6 protein-coding genes and 1 tRNA gene (1 of these 7 running past the window's edge) are annotated in these 25,148 nt (G+C 56.4%); 6 read left to right on the top strand and 1 reads right to left on the bottom strand.

Going from position 1 to position 25,148, the window contains the following annotated elements:
• Positions 1–244: 244 nt before the first annotated feature.
• The 4 genes from AC24GY_RS14155 to AC24GY_RS14140 all read left to right on the top strand — a co-directional run bounded on the left by AC24GY_RS14155 (position 245) and on the right by AC24GY_RS14140 (position 6,820).
• Positions 245–610: a hypothetical protein gene (locus AC24GY_RS14155; protein ID WP_487684040.1), complete on the top strand. Its 366-nt coding sequence runs from the start codon at positions 245–247 to the stop codon at positions 608–610.
• Between the two features lie 315 nt (positions 611–925).
• On the top strand, positions 926–2,059 hold the full coding sequence (locus AC24GY_RS14150) for a DNA cytosine methyltransferase (RefSeq protein WP_487684038.1): 1,134 nt from the start codon (positions 926–928) through the stop codon (positions 2,057–2,059).
• Complete coding sequence (locus AC24GY_RS14145) at positions 2,052–5,033, top strand: sensor histidine kinase (protein ID WP_487684035.1); 2,982 nt, start codon at positions 2,052–2,054, stop codon at positions 5,031–5,033. Before AC24GY_RS14150 ends, AC24GY_RS14145 begins: the two co-directional genes overlap by 8 nt.
• A gap of 2 nt (positions 5,034–5,035) precedes the next feature.
• Positions 5,036–6,820 carry a response regulator receiver domain gene (locus AC24GY_RS14140; protein ID WP_487684032.1) on the top strand — a complete coding sequence of 595 codons (1,785 nt, stop codon included), beginning with the start codon at positions 5,036–5,038 and terminating at the stop codon, positions 6,818–6,820.
• Between the two features lie 294 nt (positions 6,821–7,114).
• Here AC24GY_RS14140 and AC24GY_RS14135 read toward each other — a convergent pair whose 3' ends face one another.
• Complete coding sequence (locus tag AC24GY_RS14135; protein ID WP_487684029.1) at positions 7,115–8,560, bottom strand: Gfo/Idh/MocA family protein; 1,446 nt, start codon at positions 8,558–8,560, stop codon at positions 7,115–7,117.
• A 130-nt stretch (positions 8,561–8,690) separates the two neighbouring features.
• Here AC24GY_RS14135 and AC24GY_RS14130 point away from each other — a divergent pair.
• Together AC24GY_RS14130 and AC24GY_RS14125 are read left to right on the top strand one after the other, a co-directional pair.
• A tRNA-Arg gene (locus AC24GY_RS14130) sits at positions 8,691–8,762 on the top strand.
• A gap of 387 nt (positions 8,763–9,149) precedes the next feature.
• A protein-coding gene (locus AC24GY_RS14125) for a beta strand repeat-containing protein (protein WP_487684026.1) crosses the window boundary here: on the top strand, positions 9,150–25,148 show its start. 18,645 nt of this gene lie beyond the right edge of the window; 15,999 of the gene's 34,644 nt are visible here — the first part of the coding sequence; the start codon lies at positions 9,150–9,152; its stop codon lies off the right edge, out of view.

Genomic DNA, 25,148 nt, shown 5'->3' with positions numbered 1-25,148 from the left:
TGGAGCGCATGTGAGGTTTTGATTTTGGCAACGGGAATGGATTGGCCGAGGAATGGATTGAGTTTGGGCCGTGGAGATGTGGCTGTTATTCAGTGGGCGCACGCGGATGTGGTTGCTGGATCTGGTGCGATGCAGAAGGCGGGTTTCACCCCATTTCATGGGCGGGGGATCTCGCGCAGGATGTTGCCTGCCCAGTGAATGAATTCTCAAACATTGGGCAACAACCCAACCCCAAACGTTTCTTATGAAAACCCAAATCTACAGCCTCGCCTTTGCGCTTATCGCTTCATCCGCTGTCCTCGCGCAGGATACGACCACCACCAAGACGACGACTGTCCAGGCGGACGGCTCGTCGCAGACAACGGTGAAGACGACCACCAGCACGGGGACTCTGACGGAGTATGTGCCCGGAACGACCTTCATCCTGAAAGAGGAGACCGGCCCGGTGACTTATCGCTATGGCAAGGAAGTGGTCTATGTGACCAAGAGCGGCAAGGTCATCACCCAGGACATGCTGAACACACGCGTTCGTGTGGGCAATCCGGTGAGCGTGCAGTACATCACCGACGGTGACAATCGCGTGATCAGCCGCGTGGTTGTTGATGATTGATTGAATTGATTGCTCTGATGAATCGGAGCGAGGTATTCCCATTCACACCGGCACTTCTTAGGAGGTGCCGGTGTTTTGGTGTTTGCGGGAACTGAGGGGGCCAGAGGTGGCGAGTTTGCGGCGGTGGATGAGGCGGGCGGGGGGGGGGAGGGTTGGCTGGGCCGGTTTTTGATAGGAAAAGCGAAATTGGAGAGGACAAAAACAAAAATACCTGTTAATTAATTATTAAGCTTAATATCTTAGTATTTTAGCTGCCGAAAAGAGTTGATTTCGTTCAATTGAACAGTATAAATAAGTGAAATTAGCGCATCTGATATGGTTTTAGCGAAAAACAACCCACTTGCGCCGAAAACCGCTAAAAAAAAGGCATCACTTGCTATTCGTGGGGCCGATCTATTTGCAGGAGCAGGTGGTTTTTCCAAAGCGGCCATCAATTTGGGCATTGAAATTAGAACTGCTGTCGAATTCGACGCCCACGCGTGCGAGACATACCGGTCGAATTTGGTGAGCGAGAATAGCACATTCCCACTTCTTCACGAAGTTGACATTGCTAAATTGGATCTTGAAAAACTGGGGTCCGTGTTCAGTACGACAGCCCCATGTGATCTTGTTTTGGGAGGTCCCCCCTGCCAAGGTTTTTCAGTCCATCGAATTAAAGGTGCAGGTGTGAAAGACCCTAGGAATCAATTGATTCACCTTTATTTTAAAACAGTTGAATACCTGCACCCAAAAATTTTCTTATTGGAGAATGTGCCAGGTATTCTTTGGCCCCGTCACGCTCCCTATCTGGACCTTTTTTGCAAAATGGCACAAGATGCCGGTTATCGAGTGACTAAACCTGTGGTGCTAGACGCCCGCGACTACGGAGTGCCGCAAAGGCGAAAACGAGTGTTTATTCTCGGGATTCTAAATAAACTACCAGACATCCCTGATTGGCCTCCGGCACCTACGCATGGTAACTCTGCAGCTATCAAATTGTGCCCATCGCTCAAACCGTGGGTGAATTGTGATCAGGCCTTTGCCGGAGCTCCCAAGGGTGACATTAATGATGTTCACATGAGCCACGGCCCAGAATTAATTCAGGCGTTTAAAAATACGCCTATTGATGGTGGCAGTCGACGTGATTCAGGCCGGGTTTTAAAGTGCCATAAAGAACATGACGGTCACAAAGACGTCTATGGACGCATTGACCGAAGACAACCAGCTCCAACAATGACCACTGCCTGCGTCAATCCTTCGAAGGGGCGTTTCGTTCACCCTGTTCAGCATCATGGAATCACAGTGAGACAAGCGGCGCGGCTACAGACTTTTCCAGATAATTTCGTTTTTAAGGGAGGTATCATGGCTTCGGCCAGACAGATTGGCAACGCTGTTCCCGTAAAATTGGGAGAGGCCATCTTAAAGCCTATACAAATTTTTCTTGAAAATTTAAATAAAGATCATGGCTGAAGTTGTCCGATTCCAAACTCGAGCCCGGACCGTCGATCATCTTGGGAGGGAACAGATCGCCGACTGCCCAACAGCCATTTCTGAGTTGTGGAAAAATTCTTACGATGCTTATGCCCGCTCTGTGTCCCTTCATATCTTTGACGGCGACCCGATAGTCGCATGCATATGCGATGATGGACACGGAATGTCTCGTGATGAATTTATTAACAAATGGCTAGTTATAGGTACTGAGTCAAAGGCAGGCGTTGGCGCAACCTCACTGGCAGACCGTAACGGCCTCCCTTATCGTAAACGACAAGGGAAAAAAGGAATAGGGCGACTTTCGGTGGCTTACCTGGGCAGTCTTCTGTTGCTTGTCACCAAACGGAAAAATCAAGAGTTTGTAGCCGCTCTCATCGACTGGCGCATTTTTGAAAATCCATTTCTCATTTTAGACGACGTTCGGGTACCCCTTATCACGTTCTCTGATAAGAAAGAATTGTTCACTGAACTTCCAAATCTTTACGAAACACTCATGTGTAATGTTTGGGGGGATGAACTCGATCCGCTCCAAAAAAGACGGGTTAGGGATGCCTGGAAGCAATATGACTTGGTCGAGCGAGAGTTAAAAGGGCACGCCCAAGAGTTCACAACAACTCAAGCACGAATTGAAGATACAATTGTAAACAAGGAATTATTGGAGAGGCATTTGTCGGAATGGGAAGTCTGGAACGATAGCAGCCAACATGGCACAGCAATGGTAATGGCAGGCATTATTCCAGAGCTCGAAGCACAGCTTAATTCATACTCCAAATCCGCAAGTGATAGACAATCTCGTGACAACTTCCAAGACACGCTTTGGAGCTTCGTCGACCCTTTTGCCTCGCTCACCAATGAAGCCACTAATTCAAATATTGTTGACTTTTCCACGAAAGTCATCGGTTGGCATGGCGACTACCGCATGTCGATTATTGAACACAGCGCCGGCTTCAAAACGCATGCGGCTGGAAATTTGGAACACATCATTGATGGTTATGTTGACGAGGAAGGCTGCTTCAAAGGCAGGGTCAAGGCTTTCGGCAAATGGGTTCCAGAGGAGATCGTAATCAAGCCGGCGGAAAACGTTCCATCTCGTTCAAATACCCGAGTGGGGGGCTTTGCTTTCTACGCATCCGCCATGGAATTCGAACGCAAAAATACCACGCATTCTGAGGAAGAGTTTATGCAGCTGCAATTGCTGCTGGAAAAATTCTCAGGCATGATGGTTTTCCGAGATGGATTTCGCGTGATGCCATACGGCCGACCAGATGCCGACTACTTCGAGATAGAAGAACGTAGAAGTAAGCAGGCAGGCCGTGAATTTTGGAATCATCGCAGAATGCTTGGTCGCATCGCGATCACTGACTACGGTAACCCTAATCTAAAAGATAAAGCTGGGCGAGAGGGCATAATTGACAACACCGCCTCCAAAGTCTTCAAAGAGCTTGTCATGAATATACTCATGACCTCTGCGAGACGCTTCTTTGGCATGGATTCTGATATTAGAAAGCAAATCAAGCCTATCCTTAATGAGGCCTACGAAAAGAAAAGACGCGCCGAGGAACGTGAAAAGCATTTGCTTAAAAAGAGGAGGGAATTCCGAGCAAAGCTTCAAGAGAATGAACCAAAACTTAAGCAGCTTGTGGAAGAAATTAGCGAGCTCAAAAAACACTTTCTTGAGCCTGATTCTTTGAAAAGCCAAATTCAAATCTTAGAGCTGCGTAAGAGTCTTTCATTGTTGAAGCAACAACGAACGGAACTTAGACTTGGTGCGGCTCCAAACCGCTTGGCCCCCCGGCTTCAGGTTACGCACGGTATTTATCGTGAGGAAATGCAAACTTTTGATTCGGAATCTCGAGAAATTGAAGATCGCCTGAACGAGGCTTTCGAAAAATTGAAGCTGACAAACCCTGCAGAATCAACCAAGCAGCAGATTGAAAGTCAAGTCAGGCACGTCAGGCGGCGGCTCGCAGATTGGACAAAACGAGTTTCTCTTCTATTAGATTCAGAGAAACAACGTGTAAGTGGTCATGCAAAGGCAAGACTTGAAAATCTAGAAGAGGAGCTTCATTCCTTACCTGATGAAGTTGGAAAAGACAAAATTTCGTTTCAAGCGGCGTTGAGCCTAATCGAAGAGACGGTGGAGTGCCATGATCGTGAAAATGAACAGAAGTTTGATGGCATCATTTCGACGCTAGAAAGTTTGGGCGAGAACATAAATTTGGACCTGCTGGCAACAGAGAATAGTCAAGAAGTCGGAACTCTGCGTGCTGAACTCGACCGTCTTAATGCGCTGGCTCAATTGGGAATCACAGTTGAAATCATTGACCATGAACTGGCTGCCTTTAGTTCAACCATTGCACACGGTCTCAAGACATTCTCGGTGGAAGTACAAGACTCCCGCGCGTACAGGCAGGTTAAAGAGGCCTACGACGGCCTCGAAGGAAGGCTGCGATTCTTATCTCCACTCAGGCTTTCCGGTGAGCCTCAATACCGCAAAATAACGGGTAGAGAAATCGCTGAATATGTTAGGTTGTTCTTCAAAAAGAGTATCGAGCTGAAAGAGTTCTCACTGGAGTCCTCCGAGGCATTTGATAAGTTTAGCGTTTACGAGCAGCCAGCAAGAATTCTGCCTGTTTTTGTCAATTTGGTGAATAATGCTAAATACTGGGTTCATCAAAATCCGCTGAGCAATAAAGAAGTTATTTTAACTGTAAGGAATAACAACGTGATTGTTGCCGACGATGGGCCAGGGATACAACCGGAGGACATCGGGGATCTTTTCAGTATCTTTTTTACAAAACGAAGGGGCGGCAGGGGTATTGGACTCTATCTTTGTCGTGCAAACTTAGCGGCCGGAGGACACAGAATTAGCTACGCCTTGGATGAAAGCCTCAGGGTGTTAGAGGGTGCTAATTTTGTAATTGAGTTTCGTGATGCAATATTCCCACACTAGCCATGGAAAGCTATTCCGAACAAATAGACGAAGTATTTATCAGGCCTATTCGATCAGTCTTGATAGTTGATGATCGCTTTCCAACGCTAGATTCATTACTTGCTGAAGAGCCTTTCGTGCCTGCAGAACGAGATCGATTGTCCGCATTGGTCTCTTTTTGTAGAGACAAGAAACGCCACTGGCTAGTAGATGTTCACGATGGCAGAGCATTGTTAACGCAAGCCGATCTTCCTTTCTCCTCACTGAGGCAGTGTGATCTACTTGTTCTCGACTATAATTTAGATGGAGATAGCCTAAGCGGTGATAGGGCAATAGAAATCATCCGCCAACTTGCGGAAAGTGACAATTTCAACTTGGCCGTTGTTTATACCTCTCAAAATTCACAGGAAGTTTTTAATGAGATTGTAGTGTCTCTATCTTCTGAACTTAGATCGTTAGCTAAATTATCCGAGGATGATGATAGAAGGGTAGAAGAGATTCTTGTTGAAGTGGAAGATAGTGAAACCGACATCCGTACAAGGCTGGCAAAGCAGATTACTCACCGGTTGTGCTTGGAGCTTCTCAAAAATGGCAGCATATCAACCCAAAATAAAAAAAATGAAATTGTGTTGGCTCCCTTTCTGGAACAACTGAAATCAGATTTATTCAAAGACAGTAAAACTAAGGACCTCTTGCTCAAAAGGTTTCTGTCTCATTTTGTATCCCGTGAGTCTAAAGGTGAGACATTTGCTGTTACGCTATCCGAGCCAGATGCATCAATAAAATGGCTTATTGCCGGTAATGCTTTTGTTGTCATTGCCTCAAAGGGTGATGTTGCGCCGACTGCACTGATAGATCATTTAACATCAGCCCTTGAGCAATGGAGGCCTTCTCCAAATCGGTTAATTTTTGCTAAATTGCGGGCGACATTGGAAGCCTCCGGGCTGAAACCTGAGTCTAGCATACTGCAAAATCGAGATCTGCAGGCGTTTTGGCTTCATAAGCTCCTCGACACGGTCGAAATTGAAAGGCCTCATTATATAGGTGCGTTGATGGACAGGCAAATGGAGATGCTTACCGATACACTCCGAGATAAAGTTATCGAGTTCATGAAGCGTGTTGTGGATACTTCTCTTGCGGGTGGGGGCAATGCTGCTGAAGTTACCAAACATTTTTTAACTGTTAATCCAACTGAAGGCCACAAGAGGACTCAGTGCTTGATCGCACATAATACTCACGTCTCAACAAAGGAACGAAGTGGAAAAAACCTCGTTCCGGGCCATGTTCTTCAGCTTACAGGCAAGGATGGTGGGTATTGGATCTGCCTGTCTCCAGCTTGTGATTTAGAAGCGGGCAGAAAAGATAGCGGACGTGATTTCAAAAAGCGTGTTTATCCATGGATGCCATTTACTGCATTAAAATTGTACAAGATGTCAGACACGACGACGGCACTTACTGAAGCCACGCGAGGATGGGTTTTATTTCTTATTGTGGGCGGTAAGCAGCAGCAGTTTTCTTTTTTCAAAGATTCAAAACCAAGTAACAACCCTGTCTGGGAAGAATTTCTAGCTGCAAAAGAAGGCCGCATAGACAAAAACTTCGAACTTAAGGTTGCAAGGGTCGATAAAGTTGCCTCTGGAAACGAACATGGCGATACTTCTCCGCCCTCTTATAAAGATCTAACTGCATCCATAGTAGCTCAAGTTAGAAGTGAATACGCGACTAGCTTGACGCTTAGACTGACCAGTCATTTGTCGCGCATTGGATTAGATTACTTGGGGCTCCCGGATTCTTCAGAAGTTGCCTGACGAGGCTTTAGATATAAATTTTGGGTGGATATGGATACAGACGTTGCTGAAGGACTCGGTTTGCAGAAGTGGCTCATTCTTAGCTAAAGCTTCTGAGCGCAAGCTACTTGGTTTGCTTTCCGGATGGGTGGTGCTGGACCCAGGGCGTTGCCCTGGGCTGCGATCGGTCGCGCCTTTGGCGCTTGGAACATGAACTAAACGGCAGCGGGGTGAGCGCTGCCGTTTTGGTTTGATGAGAGTTCTGGCCCATTCTTCGCTGAAGCTACGAAGGGCAAGCTGCGCTTGGATTGCAGATCAGGCTTTCCAGCCGTCGCGGTAGGAGGGGCGGGTGATGAATTTGTTGGGGGCTTCGACGTTGGTGACTTTCATCGCACTCTTGTCCCACTGGACGGTCTGCTGGGCGCGGATGGCGAGATTGCCGAGGAGGACGAATTCGGTGAGGGGGGCGGAGTAGTCGAAGTTTGAGGAGGGGAGGCCGCCATTGACGATGTGGTGGGCCCACTCGCCCTGGGGATTGTCTGGCATGACGGAGCGGGTTTCGGTCTGCTTGATCTTGCCGGACTTCATGTCTTCGCGGACGGCTTTGTATTTTTCGAGGGGGTAGATGATGGGGCTCTTGCAGTAGGCGTCGCCTTCGAAGATGACGCCGTCGGTGCCGATGAACATCATGCCGGAGGTGGCTTTTTTGAAGGTGTCTTCGGGGATGTCGGGGTGGCGCTCGGGCTTGTTGGGGGCGCCGTCTTTTTCGCCGTCGTGCCAGGTGACGGTGAGGGCGGGGTGTTTGCCGGCGGGCATGTGGTAGATGAGCTTGGACCACATGGGGGCATTGAGGTCATTGATGGGGCCGGATTCGGCTTCGATTTTTTCGGGGATGAGCTGGCCGAGGATGGAGAAGGAGGAATCCATGATGTGGCAGCCCATGTCGCCGAGGGCGCCGGAGCCGAACTGCCACCAGCCGCGCCAGTTGAAGGGGGCGGGGCCGGGGGAGCGCTGCTTCTTTTTGGCCATCTCGGGGTCGAGGTCGAACTCGAAGTAGGGCTCGGAGGGTTCGCAGGAGAGCCAGAGGTCCCAGTCGAGATTGGCGGGGCATTCGACGAGCTTCTTCTTAATAGGGCCCTGGGGCCAGATGGGGCGATTGGTCCAGAGGCGGATTTCTTTGAGGGTGCCAATGGCACCCTGCTCGATCCATTCTTTGGCCATGCGCTGGCCGTCCATGGTGCGGCCCTGATTGCCCATCTGGGTGACGATTTTGGCGTCTTTGGCGGCGCGATGGAGATCGCGGACTTCGGAGATGTAGTTGCAGAGGGGCTTCTGGACGCAGACGTGCTTGCCGTGCTTGATGGCGTGCATGGCGGCGAGGTAGTGGGTATGGTCCGGGGTGGAGACGATGACGCCGTCGATCTGGTTGCTCATTTCATCGAACATTTTGCGGAAGTCCTGGTAGAGCTTGGGTGCGGGGGGAGCGGGCTGGGAGGAGTCGAGGTGGTGCTTTTCGCGCTTTTTGGCGGCTTCATCGAGGCGCTTGGTGTCGACGTCGACCATGGCGATGATGTTGTGATTGAGGGTGACCATGCCGGTGTCTGCGAGGCCTTTGCCGTTGGCGCCGATCTGGACGAGGTTGAGGCGCTTGGCGGCGGTGTCCTGGCCGCGGAGGAGGAGATTGGGGCCGGTGAAGGCGCTGGCGGCGAGGCCGGCGGTGGTGGTGAGGAAGTGGCGGCGTGAGTGGGGGTGGGTGCTCATGGGTGGCGAGTTGGGTTTATATAAGGGAGGCGGGAAACGTGGGGGAGGGGAGGATGTTGCAGATGGTTGCAACTTGCATTCGGGAGTTGAATCCTGGCGGGAACCGGTGGAAACGTGGGGAGCGTTCGTCGTCTCCGTAGTTCAATGGATAGAACGAGGGTTTCCTAAACTCTAAATACAGGTTCGATTCCTGTCGGGGATACGCGGTAAAGGAATGAGGGAGGTGGAGGTTGGGGCGAGTGGTTGATTTACCGTAAATGCTGGTATTTCCATGGTCTTTTTGAGAAATGGTCTCGCTTGGTTCTCATTTATTAGGAATTACGACCATCCTTTGAAAGGGTATTGTGAATAACTTAAAATGCTGAATTTCAGCGGGTTAAGTTTTTTTTGCGAAAGGATAAAAATAGCTTGGCTGGTAAGGGTTCATTGTGTTTTGATACAAAGAATACCTTTAGATGCCTCCAACCACACCCTGCGCAGAAATAAAGAATGCAGCAGCCGCACCTCTTTCGAAGAGAATGCGTGCGGCTGCGTCGCTGTATTTGTGAGGGCAGACATGAGGTTGTTTTAACTTTTTTCCTTATCCATTATGAAGACATTACGCCACCACCGCCAACTCCTTGGATGGTTCATGATTTGCCTGATGGCAACATGGCTGCCAGGACCCGTCGCACAGGGTGCCACCTATACTTGGAATCAGACTGGTGCCGGTCCCTTTACTTGGAACACTGCGGGCAACTGGACGGGCGGTGTGCCTGCCAATGTTGCAGGGGACGTCATCAACCTCACTGCGAATCTTACTGCGGCGCAAATCATCAATCTGGACATCAGCGCCCTGACCGGCACGCTGAATATTGGAGATCCAACCACCGCTTTCTTTGGCTACACCTTGCAGTCGGGCAATGGCAGCACGCTGACCTTTGACAACGGAGCCTTGGCGGCGGTGCTTTCCAAGGCAGCGGCGGCAACGGCCAATGATCTGATCGCCACGGACATCATCCTTGCCAGCACGGGCAGCGCTGATTTTAACATCACCAACGCGGTGGCCAACACGACCAGTCTGCTCACGCTTTCTGGCAACATCTCGGAAAGCGGAGGCACCAAGAACTTGGTCATCGCAGGGAACACGGCTGGCAGCAGCAATGGCGTGACCGTATTGGCTGGCACCAACAGTTTCACTGGAACCGTCAGTGTCAACAGCGGCACCCTTGTCGCTGCGGGGGCGGCTTCTCTCAACAGCGGGGCGGCTAATACCATCACGCTGGCCAGCGGCACGACCCTGTCGCTCCGCGACAACGGCTCCGGCTATGGTGATCGTCAGAGCATTGCCTTTGGCGACGACCTGAGCATTGCGGGCAGCAGCGCCATCGCCCCTGACCGCACTGGTTTGGCGGGCTTCCCGGGATCGACTGCGCTGAACAAGACGATCCAGATGAACTCCCTGTCTTGGACGGCGGCCAGCACGACGCTCACGGTGGCCCCGGGCAACGGTTATGGGCTGGAGATCACGGGTCTGACGAACATCAATCAGGCTTCAACCACGATCAGCGTCAGCACCTTGACCGGATCGAATGTGGTTCAGGGCCTGACTTTGAGTGGTCAGGTCTCGGGCAACCAGAACTGGACCAAGACGGGCACGGGCGCGATCGTTTTGACGAACGCCGCCAATGACTTCACCGGCAACATCAGCGTCACTGGCGGCATTCTTGCGTTCAGCAGCGACGCTGCCTTGGGCAACGCCGCCAATACCATCACACTCAATGGCACCACGGCGACCTTGCGTGCCATTGGCTCCACTCCGATCAGCAGTGCTCGTTCGATCAGCTTTGCCAACGGTACGGCGGCCAACAACGTCGTCGAAGTGGTGGCAGGTCAGACGTTGACGTTGACGGGAGTGAACGCGATCACCAACGCGACGGGTTTTGTGAAGGCCGACAACGGCACCCTGGGCATCAGCGCCAGCCAGAATTTTGCGGGTACGATCACGATCAATGCCGGTGCGCTCAATATTTCCGATGTCAATGCACTGGGCACGACAGCCGGGGCCACGACGGTGGGCAATTTCATCGGTGCGGCTTTGCAGTTGAGCGGTGCTGGCATCACTTATGCATCTGAGGCGCTGACCCTGAACAACACGGGCATCAACACGGGTGGTGCGCTGCAAAACGTCTCCGGCAGCAACACTTACGCCGGAACCATCACGATGGCCTCGGCTTCGGCCATTGGTTCCGACGCTGGAACATTGACGCTCTCAGGCGGAGTGGCCGGGGCCTTTGCGCTGACGACCACTGGTGCTGGTAACATCATCATTGGCGGGACCGGACTGGCGGCTGCGGTCACGAACCTCACGAAGATCGGCACCGGGAAGACGACGATCAATGTGGCTGACGCTGCGTTTGTCGGAACGCTCACGGTCAACAAGGGCGTCCTCGAAATTTCGGGTGCGGCGGGAGCTGTCGGTGGCACCGGAGCGATTGCGATCAACCCGGGTGGCACGCTGACCATTGACAACTCGGCAGGTGTTCTTTCCAACCGCTTAGGTTCCAACAGGGCGATCACTTTCACGAGCGGGAACTTCAACTTGATCGGGGGCGGAACCACGGTCACGGAAACGCTCGCTGTTCCCACATTCTCCCGTGGTCAGAGCATCATTACGGTCACGTCCGCCGCAGGCGGGACCAACCTCGTCACGGGTCTCCCGAACAACCCATCGACAACGATCAATAACACGACGGTTCCTGCGGGTGCGACCGCCTTGTTCCGTGGCACCAATCTTGGAGCGGCGGCGGGTGCCGGTGTTTCCACGATTGCAGCAACCGGTGCCGGATATACGTTTGTGGGTCAGACCGGGGCAACCGGCACGACGAACAAGAGCGTTGTTCCCTGGGCACTCGTTGATAACAGCGCCACAGGCCTCGGCGTGTCCTTCGCCACTGCGGATGCCGCAGCCGCTGCTGCGGGCACTGGCACAGCGATCCTGCGTGCGCTGAACACCAGCACGGAAATGGTGGCAACGCTGACCGCGGACACCAACGTCCGCCTGACGACGGCCCCGGCCGCCATTGACACTCGCAGGATCAACTCGCTGACGCTGGAAAGCGGTGGTGGTGTGACCATGAAGTCCCTCGACCTTCTTTCGATCCAGAGCGGTGGTATCCTCACCAAGGCGGGCAATGCAGGCATCAGCGGCGGTGTCCTCTCCTATGCTGCGGGCGGTGCTCCTCTCATCATCCACACCGTCGGCCTGGCCACGGACAACACCACCATCACCAGCCTGCTCCAGGGCGGCAACGGCCAGGGCAACGGCAACATCGCCTTTATCAAAGCGGGCGACGGCATCCTGACACTTGCGCCGACGGCCAGTGCGATCACGGGCGTGGCGGGCAACGTCGCCGGTGGCCAGACCGTCATCAACCAGGGCACGCTGAAGATGGCAGGCGGTAACAATACGATCTACTTCAACAACTTCCTGAACATCAACTTCGGGGGGACGCTCGACCTGAACGGCACGGCCCAGACATCGCGTCTGTTTGACGTGGGCGCGGTGGTCAATGGTGGCGGGGCCATCACGGGCGTCGCAGGATCGACGTTTGTCGAGAACTTGGATGCCGCCAGAAACTTTTCCGGCAACATCACCGGCGCTGTCGCCTTCCAGAAGACCGGCGCAAACGTGGCGCTTTCGCTGTTTTCCGACAGCAACACCACTGGTGACATCCTTATCGCGGCCGGCACCACGACAATGCGTGATGGTGCCCGCTTCTCCGGCACCAGCAACCTCGACATCAATTATGCCATTCTTCAGTTGGACAACAACGTCGGAACCATCAATGACAACGATCGTATCAACAACGCAGCCGCGATTAACCTGCGTGGCGGTACGCTGAACTACGTTGGACGTGCGCAGATGGCATCCACCGAAACCCTCGGAGATGTGACACTTGTCCAAGGTGCTTCTGCCATCACCGTGCAGCATGGCAACGTCGGGGTCAGTTCATCCGTTCTCACCCTGAACAACCTTTTCCGCCCCGCCAACTCGGGTGCGACCGTCAATTTCAGCACTTTCATCGCGGCGTCTGTTGGAACCCTTGGTACCATCGGCAGTAATCCGACCATTCTGATCAACAGCGCTCCCACATTGACGGGCGGCGCCATCGGTGCCTGGGCGATTACCAATCATGGCGAATACGCGAGCTACATCCCTGATCTTGGCATCGGGGCGATGGGGCAGGCCGGTTATCAGCCCTACGCGGCGGCCCTTGCCAGTGGTAACAACCTGCCGACCAACATATCTACGAACAGCGCCAGCGTCGCTCTTGCCGCAGACACGACCATCGGCAGTCTGCGCTCTTCTGGAACGGCGACGGTCAATTACACATTCACCAACGGTACGACCACTGGTGGTCCCGATTACCTCAATCTTGGCTTGGGCGGCATCCTAAAAACCAACGAAAACGGCGCGATCGTTTTCGGCACCACCACCAACCGCGGTATCCTGACTGCCGGAGCCAGCGCACTTTCAGGCAACACCGAACTTATCACCTATAACAATCAAAACACGATCACGATCAATTCGGTCATCGTGGATACCTTTGATGCCCGTGCCATGAATGCGGGCACGGCCACGGTTTCATTGGTCAAGTCTGGCGCCGGGACCCTCAGCCTGACTGCGGCAAACACTTACAGCGGCGGCACGATTGTCGATCAGAGCAATCTTCGCCTCGACGGCGCTGCCGGCGTGATCACGATCCCTTACTCCACCAATGGCGTCATCATCAACGGGGGTGTCAACGGCACGGATGCCCGGATCACTGTCGATGTGAATGGCGGGCAGATTGACCCGAACAATGTCGTCACCATCAACGGCCCCGGCTTTCTCCTGCTCGCGGGGAACAACACGCTGGCGGGCTTCAACATCAACAACAACGGCGGCAATCAGGGCGCGCTCATCAGTTCCTACCAAGGTGACGTGGTGGCGGGTGGGGCTGACTTCGGCGGAACGCTGTTCTTGAACGGGAATGTCAACGTCACCTCCAGCAATCCCGGGGCGATTGCACAGATCGTAGGCCGTGTGGATCTGGGCGCCAGCAACCGCACCTTCAACGTCGCTTCCACCCTATGGAATGGTCAGGATGTCTCCGCCCTCCTGCCGGCGCTGAACATCCAGGCGGCTATGCTCGGCACAGCAGGCCTCACCAAGTCTGGCGCGGGAGTCCTCGGCCTCCAGGCGCAGAACCTCTACACCGGCAACACCACTGTCAGTGCTGGCACCATCGCCATCACCGCCAACCCGTCGGGTGCGTTTGCTGGAGCCCGCTATTCGCGTCTCGACCTCGCCAGTGCCACTTCTTATCTTAATCTCAACGGAGCCAGCGCGCTTTTCGGTTCCATCACCGGCAGCGGCACGGTGACCAACGCGGCGAGCACGGCCGGGGCTTTGCTGGTCGGTTATGACAATACCAACTCTGCATTCGCCGGTTCCTTTGCCGCCTTCAGTGCGGCAGCGCCAAATACGCTGAACGTGATCAAGATGGGCACAGGGAATCTGACTCTCACCGGCACCAGCACCTCGACCGGCATTTTGGTGGCCGGGCAGGGCACCCTGACCTACAGCGGCGCGGCCAACAGCCTCTTTGCCACGAACAATGTTCTGGATGGCGGCACGCTGGTGCTGGACAACTCCGGCACCAACGTCAACAGCCGCCTCGGCGGCCAGGTGGACACGGCGACGGACAGCGTCGGCCTCACTCTGAACGGCGGAACGCTGACCCTCATCGGCAACAGCGCGGCGAGCACTACCGAGTCGCTGGGCCGGCTGATCTCAGGGACGTCAGGTGCGGCGACGTCTGCATCGACTACTCTGACGGTTGCGAATGTGGACAATCTTGTTGTGGGCATGGGTATTTCGGGCACCGGCATTGCTGCCAACACGACCATTACGGCGATCAACCAAGCCACCAATACGCTCACCTTGAGTGTGGCCGCCACGGTTCCGCTTAACTCGGCCCTGACGATCCAGGGCGGCCTGGTGACCATGGCCTCGGGTGCCAGCACCATCAATCTGACACCGACCAGCACCCAGGGAACGGTCCTGAATGGTGGTGTTCTTGGTGCTGTCACCACGGGCAGTTCACTTTTGCTGCGTGGTACGAATCTTGGTGGCACTGCAGGTGCAGGCGTGGCCAACTTCACATTTACTGGCACAGCTCCGGTCCAAATCGGTGGCGCTGGTGCGGTTGGATCGACAACGATGTCGATCCGTCCTGATATTATCGTGGACACGTCTTTGACTGGCACTGGCACCTCTTTCGCTACGTATGTCGGTGCAGGGGGAGCGGCGGGTGCCGTCGGTGGCAATGGATTCCGCGCACTTACCGCAGCGGAACTCGCACCCTTCCTAAGCTCGGGTGCCACCACCAACGTGGCCATGGGCTACCAGAACGGTGGTGCGTTCATCACCGGGACGACAATCAACAGCCTGACGCTCAATCAATACGGCGGCACACAGGCCGCAGGACCTATTTCGCAAAACACGGCTCTCACCATCACCAGCGGCGGCATCATTGCCCAGGCGGGCAATCGGGGAATCTCCGGGGGGCTCGTGGCCTTTGGATCTGCTCCAGGGTTCATCTATGCCAACGGCGACACCACTTTCTCAGCTGGCATCACCGGCAGTGGTGGTCTGGCCAAGGGTGGGCTCGGCACGTTGAACCTCAACCGTCCTCAATTCTACACCGGTACGACCACGGTCAACAATGGCACCTTGAGCTTGAACGGAGGAGCCAACACGCTTTTCGTGAATGCCATTGGCGGCCCGAACAGCCTGCAAGTGAATTCCGGCACGGTTGAACTGAACGGCAACAATCAGGCGGTGAATACTCTCGGCAGCGCCAGCAATCTCGCGGGCATGGGTGGCACGATCAATAACAGCAGCGGCACCACCGCACTCTTCACGATTGCCGGCGGCACCACGACTGCCGCCAATGGCGCGGGCTTCAGCGGCTCGATCAATGGCAATATCAACCTGGTGAAGTCCGGCAACAACACGGCCATCTTCACCAATGCCAACAGCTTCACCGGCACCACCAGCCTGCGCGGTGGCACCACGACCTTGATCGACAGCGGCACCTTTGAGAATACCACGGCCGTGGAAGTTTTGACCGGAAGCACTTTCAACCTGGACAATCGCGGATTGGTGGGTCTGACCCGCCTCGGTGTGGTTCCTGTCACGCTCCAGGCGGCCAGCTTCCAGTACTTCAGTGGCAACGGTTTGGACTCCGTGCAGAATCTCGGTGCCCTGACGGTGAACTCAGGCATGTCGTTTGTGGGGTCAACCGTCGGTTCTGGCGGTTCAGCGCTGCTGACTTTCACCAGCCTTACGCGCAATCAGAATTCGGTGCTGAATTTCAGCGGCAGCAACCTTGGCATCTCCCTCAATGCAGGCAATTCGGAGATCAAATTTGGCACCGCGCCGACGCTTACGAACAATATCATTGGCGGCTGGGCCATCGTGGGTGGCACCGAGTTTGCCAGTTATCTGGCAGGCACCGGTGTGGGTGCGCTGAACCAGACCGGCTACGCTGGTTACACGGGAACCGCCTTCCCTGCGGCACCGGGAGGCGCCACACAGAACATCAGGCTGGCAAACAACAGCTTCAGCGTTCCGACCACCAATGGGGTCTACTCACTGAACTCGTTGAACTTCCTCACCAATACCGCCGCTCAAAGCATCAACTTCACGACGGGCACGGATACATTGAACCTGACGTCCGGCGGCTTTTTGAAGTCGGGTGCGTTCGACGGAAACATCGGTGCCACGGTGAATTCCGGCCGTCTTAGCGCGGGTGTGGGTCCCGGGGTGAAGGAACTCTTCCTGACCAACAACCAAAACGCCCTCACCGTAAACTCGACCATTGTGGACAACGCTGGTGGAGGAAACACCCGCCTCGTGCTCAGCGGCCCCAGCGGTGGCACCTTTGTGCTGGCCGGTACGAACACCCACACAGGAGGCACCGTCATCAACACCACGACCACGCTCTCCGGCACGAACGGGACGGTGGTTCTCCCAGCCGCAGGCGGGATTTTGATCAACAACGCCACGCTATCCTACAATGTCGGACAGAGCGGCAAAATTGGCACGGGTGCCAACATCACGATCAATGGCAGTGGTACATTAAACCTGTGGGGCAACAGCAGCCTTAACAACTTCATCTTTGATTCCACCAGTGCCAACGGTGCTGCCACCGTCCGCACGGCAAGCGTCACCGGGGGCAACTCCACCACGGTTGCCGGCAGCACCACGCTGACCGTGAGCAGTTCCGATGGTCTCGTGGTTGGCATGCCTGTGACCGGCACCAACATTCCAGCGGGCACCACCATCGCCGCCATCCCCAACTCGACCACGGTGACTCTGTCCCAGGCCGCCACCGGGGCCGCCACTAACACTGCGGTGACCTTTGGCAGCACATTGACGCTGACCGGCGATATCACTTCAGCCGTCGGGCAATCAAACGGCGCACCGACATTCAGCGTCAGTACGAGCGGTCTGATGAACATCGGCAGCAGCAACCACAACATTACGGCAACCAGCACGGCCAATTCCACACTCGCTTTGATTCTGCCGACCATGATCGGAACGACAGGCGGCATCACCAAGCTGGGCAATGGCGGAGTCCGTCTTGATGGCGTCAACTACTACACGGGTGACACAACCCTGAGCGCTGGCACGATCTTCATCGGTGCAACCAATGCGATCCCCTATGCTTCGACTTTCAACATAGACGGCACCAGCCGCCTGGATCTAAACAACTTCGATCAAATTTTGAGCCAGCTTTCCGGTGCAGGGGACATTACCAACAACTCTGGCACGGCCCGCACACTGACCTTCGGCTTGAACAACGCCGGCACCAGTTTCAACGGCCGTTTCCTGGGCTACAATGACAGCGTTCTTACGACCCTCAACGTCACCAAGATCGGCGCCGGTTCGTTCGCTCTCACAGGCGGTGACAGCACCTCCACCGGAAACTTTACCATCAATGGTGGTGCGGCCATCTACTCTGGCACCGCCAGTTCGGTCTTCACCACCAACGTGGTCAACCAGAGCGGCATGCTCATCCTCGACAACAGCGCGACCAACGAGAACAACCGTCTCGGTGGCCTGTTGAAGGGCCTGACGATCGCCGGTGGCGAGTTCATGGTGATCGGCAACGCGGCAGGCACGAGCGAATCGCTGAATGCGCTGACGATTGGATCGGGTGCCGGCCTTCTTACACTGATCCCGGGTTCTGGCTCCACCACGGTTAATTTTGCCTCCATCCCGGCCCTGACTACGAGCGGTACCGTGCTTGTCATCCGAGGGGACAATCTCGGATCGGCTCCCGGAGCAGGTGTGGCGAATGTGTTCGTCTCGGGAACCGTGGTATCCAGCGGCGGTGGGGCTATCCCAGGTCTCGCCAACCGCAGCATTCGTTCTGATACGCTAGCCGATACATCGGCCACAGGCACGGGCGCCTCCTTTGCCACTTACACACCCGGATTTGGTTTCCAAGTGCTTGCCGCCAACGAGTCGATTTCCAACATCAACTCGATCTTTGTCACCAACGCGAACCTAACCCTTACCGGCGGACAGGAGTTCACCACGAACTCCATCAACGTTCTTACGCTTGAGAGCGGTGGTGGTGCCACTGGCTACAACACTGGCAGCATCCTGACGCTGGGCGGCATCGCTCTTCTGGCCAAAACAGGGAACACCGGCCTCAGCGGCGGACAGATCTCCAGTGGTGGATCCCACTTCTGGGCGCATACGCCAGGCGATCTGACGGTTAACAGCTACCTCATCAACACGGCCAACGGATTCACCAAGGCGGGCGCGGGCACGCTCACCATGAATCTTTCGATGTTCACCATCGGCACGCACATTGTGGATCAGGGTATGATGATCCTCAATGGTTCGGCTGATAACACCATCGTGGTCAATCAGACCGCTGCTGCGGTGGGAACGCAGGCTCTGACGGTGAATGGTGGCACCCTCGACTTGAACGGTCGCAATCAGGCGGTAGGAACTCTCGCCAGCGCCAACATCCTCCCCGGCACCGGAGGCACAATCACCAGCGCCAGCACAGCCACGCTGACCTCCACCGGTGGTGGCAACTTTGGCGGCGTCATTGGGGGCAGCCTTGCCTTCACTCGTTCCGGGAACAACACGACGCTGCTCACCACGGCGCAGACATACACCGGAGCCACCAACGTTCGTGGCGGCACGCTGCAACTGCGCGACAGCGCCACGCTTGCCAGCACCGCTGGATTGAACCTTGAATTTGGCGCCCTGAATCTGGACAACTCCAATCTTGCGAACCTTGGAGGACGCGTTGATTTGGGGAATGCCGTGAGCACCCGAGGCGGCACCATCACCCTGACGGGGGTCCAAGGCCAGACGGTCGCGGAAGCCCTCGGCACCGTCACTGTCCAGGCGGGGCAGACCACCATCACCGCCACTCCGGGCAATACCGGCACAGCTTTGCTCACCATCGGCAATCTCGTCCGCAGCGCCGGATCAGGCGTCAACTTCACCAGCAGCAATCTCAACCTTGGCCAGCGTGCCTCCGCCGGCGTCATTGCCATTGGATCCGGCGGAATCGAATTGACGCAGATCAATGGTGGGGCTCCCGCTCTCGTCAACGGCATCCTCGGTGGCTGGGCCACGGTGAACGGAACCGATTTCGCGAGTTATGTCACACCAGGTGCGACTCAGGGTGGTGTCGGAGCAGTTGGCACGACCGGTTACGGTGCCTATGTGACCACTGCACTGAGCACGGCCTCAATTGCAGGGGCAAGCAACGTGACCGTCGCTGCCAATGTGACGGCCCTTGCGCAGACGATCAACTCCCTCCGCGTCAGCGCAGCAGCGACCATCACCCAAACCGCTGCGACAACCATCAGCCTCACCTCGGGTGGATTGCTCTTCGGTGCGGCCACGACGCTGACAGGGGGCATTCTCACGACCAGCGGCACCGAACTCTTTGTCTATACGAACGCGGCCTCGACGATCAGCAGCCAGATCACAGGGGGCTCAGTCGCCCTCGTCAAGAATGGTGGGTCGACGCTGACATTGGCCGCGACGGTGGCCAACACTTACGGCGGCGGAACCATCGTCAACCAGGGTACGCTGACCCTGGGGGGGGCTGCATCCGTTGCGCAGATTCCTGGCAACCTGACCATCAACAATGCAACGGTGACCATGGCGACGAATGCAGGCCAGATCGCCAGCGCTGGTAACATTGTCATCAATGGCGGTGGTGTGCTGACCTACGTGGGCGCCAACACCCTCAGCGGCACCATCACCTTCAACAACACCGGTGGTACTGCAGCGCCGACCATCACGACCGGCGGCACCCTTACGCTGAACAACAACATCACTTCGGTGAACGACAGCTTCAGCTTCACGCCGACCATCGCCGGGGTCGTGGACTTCAATGGCGGCACCCGCACCGTGGACGCGTCTGGTCTCTCGCTGAACAACTTGAACATCTCCGCTCAGATTCTGAACGGGACTCTGACCAAGACCGGTGCGGGCGCGCTCTCTTTGAGCAACGCCACCAGCACCTTCGCAGGAGGTGTGAACCTCAACGTTGGTTCCATCATCATCGGTGCCAATGACACGCTTGCCTCAGGACTCAAGACCGGTGGTCCGCTCGGTCTTGGCACGCTCTCGGTTGCCGCCGGCCTCAAGCTTACCGGTGTCAGTACCACGATCTACAATGCGATCTCGCTCGCGGGCAACAACCTGATCATCAGCGGTGTTTCCTCGAACAATCTCGCCCTCAACGGCGCGATCACTTTCGGCGCTGGAACGCCGACGATCACCGTGGAAAGCCCTGCGGTCGTTGCCACACTCGGCAACAAATACACGGGAGCCTTCACCTTCATCAAGGAAGGAGCCGGCATTCTGTCGCTGAGCAATGTTGCGAACGACTACACGGGCATCACCCAGGTCAACAACGGCACCCTGCGTTCCGGTGCGACCAACGGCTTGTCCCGATTCTCGAACATCAACCTCGCCACGGGCGGCACGCTGGACATCAACAACACCAATGTGGTTACCGGTTCCATCACCGGCACGGGCTTGGTGACCAACAACGCTGCTGCTTCCACCCTGGCGACCGGTTTCGACAACAGCAACTTCATTTTCTCAGGTCGCTTCGGCTCCGCCAACCAGACCAGCACGAACTTCAACCTGAACAAGATAGGCACAGGCACCATGACCATCGACAGCGCCGCTGGCACTGGCACGATGGGCATCGGTACTTTCACCACCTCCCAAGGCACTTCGGTGCTGAGCGGCGCAGCCGGCAGCACGAAGTTCACAACCTACACCGTTCTTGAGGGTGGGACGCTGATCCTTGACAACAGCGGCACTAATCTGAACAACCGCCTTGGCGGCACCGACTTCGCTGTCGGCGCGGGCTTGGTGCGCAACATCACCCTGCAGGGTGGTGAGTTCAAGATCATCGGCAACGCCGGTGCGGCGACGGTGGAAACGATCAACCTCGGCACCGTGGGCGCCATCAACGTCGTTTCCGGTGGGTCCATCCTGACCTTGGATGCCAATGCGGCCCAGTCCTTGACCTTGAATGCGGGCAACTTCGCCTCACTTTCCGGTGGTGGTTCTTTGCTCGTGCGCGGGGACAACCTGGGCAGCGCTCCAGGTGCTGGCGTGGCCAATTTGTTTGCCCCTAACATGGGCAACGGCTTCATCGGGGGTGGGGGCGGCAACGGATCGAACACCATCAGCATCCGCGTGGACACCATCGCCGACGCCAGCGCGACTGGCAATGGAACCGCCTTTGCCACGTATTCCGCCATCGGTGGTGTGCGTCCGCTCGCGGCCAGCGAACTCGCTCCAGGCCTCTTCCGCGTTTTTGCCACCAACTCCAACGTCGCGGTTAACAGCACCCAGCTCTTCGGCTCGGTGACCATGAACAGTTTGACGATCAATGGTCCCACCGCCCTGAACGCGATCCGCGATCAAGCCATTCTTAACCTCGGCAGTGGCGGCATCCTTGTCCTCAACGCCAGCGGCACCGACTTCACGGGCGGCCTCATCCAGTCCGGTGGCAATCAGCTCATCATTCATCAGCTCGACATTGGCAATACTCTCGACTTCAACGCCCAGGTGCTGGGAAGCAACGGTTTCATCAAGGCCGGGGCGGGTGCGATGAGCATCAACAAGCAGCAGTTCTTCACCAACAACAGCCAGACCACGATCAATGACGGCCTGCTCACCCTGAACAGCGGGGTGGACAACACCCTGACGGTGATCGCGACGAACACGACGCCGACTCTCCAGTCCGTGCGTGTCAGTGGAGGGACGCTGGATTTGTTCGGCAAGAACCAGGCCATCGGCACTTTGGACACCACCACTTCTCTTGCGGGCACCGGTGGCATCGTGACGAACTCCAGCCTCACGGCTGCCACTCTCACGGCGAGCCCTGGAGGCACTTTTGCAGGCACCATCACAGGCAATTTGGCCTTCACCCGGTCTGGCAATTCCACCACCACGCTCACCAGCGACAACACCTACTTCGGAGCGACCATCATCCGCGGGGGTGGGCTAACCCTGCGTGATCAGGGACGGTTGAGCGGCTCCTCATCTGTGACCAACTTGTTCGGCACCCTGACGCTGGACGACACCGGCCTCTACACCTCCAACCTTCTTACGGGTAACCGAGTGGTCAATGGCATCACCCTCCAAGGCGGCACGCTGACCTACGCGGGTGCGCAGAGCGCCGCCACCGTCGGTACTGTCACTCTTCAGGGCGGAGCCAATTCGGGTGGCTTCAATGTCATCAATGCGACCAACGCTTCTCCTGTGGGCAATGCCCAGCTCACGATCACCAACCTCGTGCGCGGCACGGCTGGCAGCACGGTCAACTTCACCGGTGCAAATCTTGGCCAGCCCCTGGCTGCCGGCATCGCGACCTCTTCGATCTTCCTGACCAACATCAATGGCAGCGCTCCAGCGCTGACCCAAAACCTCATCGGCGGCTGGGCCATCACGGGTGGCACGGAATTCGCCAGTTATGTTGGTGCCACCGGCGTGGGTGCCTTGAACCAGACTGGGTATGCGGGGTATACCGGCACGACGCTGCCGGGAGCCTCCACCGCCACGGGCAACTACCGCCTCACTGCCGCAGGTGCAGTGCCGGTCGTCGCAGGTTACACTATCAATTCCCTGAACTTGGTGGGGATTGGACTGACCTTCACGTCCGACTTGACGACGAATGGGCTGACTCTTGTCAGTGGTGGCCTGCTGCACAGCGGTGCCAGCGCGTCGATCGGCGCGACTGGGGCCGGTGCGCGCGGTGCCTTGAGCGCCACGGGAGAGCTCTTCATCACCAACACCGCCAACACGCTCACGATCAACTCCCAAATCTTTGGTGGATCCACCGCGCTGGTGATTTCGGGCGGTGCTACGGTCACGCTGGCCCCGCAGGTGGCCAACACGTATGGCGGTGGCACGGTCATCAACGGCACCACGGTCAATACCGCCGGTGCGGCCGCCGTGACGGTAATTCCTTCCGCAGGCGGACTCACGATCAACAACTCGGCAGTCACGATCAGCGCTGCTGGTCAGATCGCCAACGCCACCAATATCACCCTCAACGGGGGCTCCTCGCTGACCTATACTGGTGCCAACACCATGGCCGGCACGCTGACCTTCAACAACATTGGTGGTGCGGCGACACCGACCGTCACCACTGGCGGCCTGCTGTCCCTCGGCGGCAACATCATCTCGAACAACGACAGCTTCAGCTTCACGCCGACCATTGCCGGCACCGTCGATCTGAACAGCGGCACCCGCACCATCACGACGGGCGGTCTGTCCCCGAACAGCTTGATCGTCAACGCCATCGTTTCCGGAACAGGTTCTTCCAACGTCCTGAATCTGGCCGGCACGGGCAGCGTGGTCCTCGCGGGGGCCAACACCTTTGGCGTCGCGGGCTCGACATCCACGACGCTCTCCTCCGGTTCCTTGATCTTCGGTGCTGACAGCACGCCGAACACCGTGGGTTCCACCATCACGGCCAGCCCGGTCGGTCTGGGCAATCTGGTCATCACCGACGGGGCCAAGATCCTCGCCGGTGGAGCTGCGCGCACCATCGCCAACAACATCACCGTCAACACCCAGCTCATCTTTGGTGTTTCGGCTCAGAATCTGACCTTGAACGGCACCATCACCTTTGGCACGGCGAACCCGACCATCACGGTGGAAAACAACTTCGCGGGCAATGGTGGCATCGCCATGACCCTGGGTGCTCCCTTCGCAGCGGGAGGCGGATTCAACACCTTCACCAAAGCTGGTCCTGGCCAACTGGTCATCAGCGCCACCAGCAATCCGACCCTCACCGCGCCGATCACCATCAATGATGGCTGGCTCGCGACCACCACGCAGTATGGCCTGGGAGGTTCCACCTACACCGCAGGCCCCGCTCTCAACTTCAATGGCGGCTCCTACCTCAATGGTGCCACGAACGTCTTCGTCCAGAATGCCGTCAACTTCAGCGCCAACGGCATCCTGCACGCTTCGGTTGGCAATACTGCCATTGGGGCTGTGACGATGGCGGCAGGCAGCACCGCCCTCGCAATTCAGGGTGGCAACACCAACACCATTTTCGGTGGATTGACGGTGAATGGCACCACTGGCACGACGATCTATACGTTCAACCAGTTGAACGTGCTTGGTGCCTTCTCCGGCACCACGCCTTCGATCACCAAGACGGGTACTGCGACTTTGATGCTGGGCGGGACGTCCACCTACACGGGTGCCATCACGGTTGAGCAGGGCACCTTGGAGGCGCGCATTGGCAACAACGCCCTGACGACCGGGGCTGTGGTGGTCAACCCGGGCGCAGTGCTGCGGGTGATCAGCCCAAGCAATCTGGCCACCGCCAGTTCGGTGACCGTGAACACGGACAACAACGGTCTTGGGATTCTGAGCCTGGCCTATGCGGGCGCTTCTGGAACGGTTACGTGGAATTCGACCAACCCGAACTACGATGGTACACTCGCGATTGATGTGAGCGGTTACGACACTGCGGTGAGCCAGGCGGGCACGAAGCTCTTTCTCGGTTCCACACTGAGCGGTGCCTACACGGCGGCAACGCTGACCCCCGGCACGGGCAACGTCTATCGTCTCGGCACGGGCGGCGGCATCTTGAACATCAACAGTGCAGTTCTGACCGGTGCCGGAAACTCGGTCGTGATCGGCGCGGTCACCGGCACCCCGGGTGCGAACCTCATCGGCAACGGCGGTACCGTGGTGCTCAACACGGCCAACAGCTATGGTGGTGGCACCACGATCAACGGCAATGCCATCGTGCAGATTGGCGACGCGAATGCGCTGGGCACGGGTGCGATCACCTTCAATGGCGGCACCTTGCAGCCAAACCAGAGAGGCCTGGGTACGACGGGCAACATCATCCTGCGTCAGCCTTTCACGCTGGCCAACGACATCAATTTCTCGGCCGGTGGTGTTCTTACTGCTCTTGCAGGCTCGGGCAACCTGGAGGGTGCCTTTGCTGCCGATGCCTTC

This window comes from Prosthecobacter sp. Pr1, assembly GCF_057652315.1.
This window is presented reverse-complemented; position numbering and strand designations above follow the sequence as displayed.

Bases quoted from the DNA above. Each gene is read 5' to 3' on its own strand.
- AC24GY_RS14155 (WP_487684040.1), top strand. From the start codon at position 245: ATGAAAACCCAAATCTACAGCCTCGCCTTTGCGCTTATCGCTTCATCC.
- AC24GY_RS14150 (WP_487684038.1), top strand. From the start codon at position 926: ATGGTTTTAGCGAAAAACAACCCACTTGCGCCGAAAACCGCTAAAAAA.
- AC24GY_RS14145 (WP_487684035.1), top strand. From the start codon at position 2,052: ATGGCTGAAGTTGTCCGATTCCAAACTCGAGCCCGGACCGTCGATCAT.
- AC24GY_RS14140 (WP_487684032.1), top strand. From the start codon at position 5,036: ATGGAAAGCTATTCCGAACAAATAGACGAAGTATTTATCAGGCCTATT.
- AC24GY_RS14135 (WP_487684029.1), bottom strand. From the start codon at position 8,560: ATGAGCACCCACCCCCACTCACGCCGCCACTTCCTCACCACCACCGCC.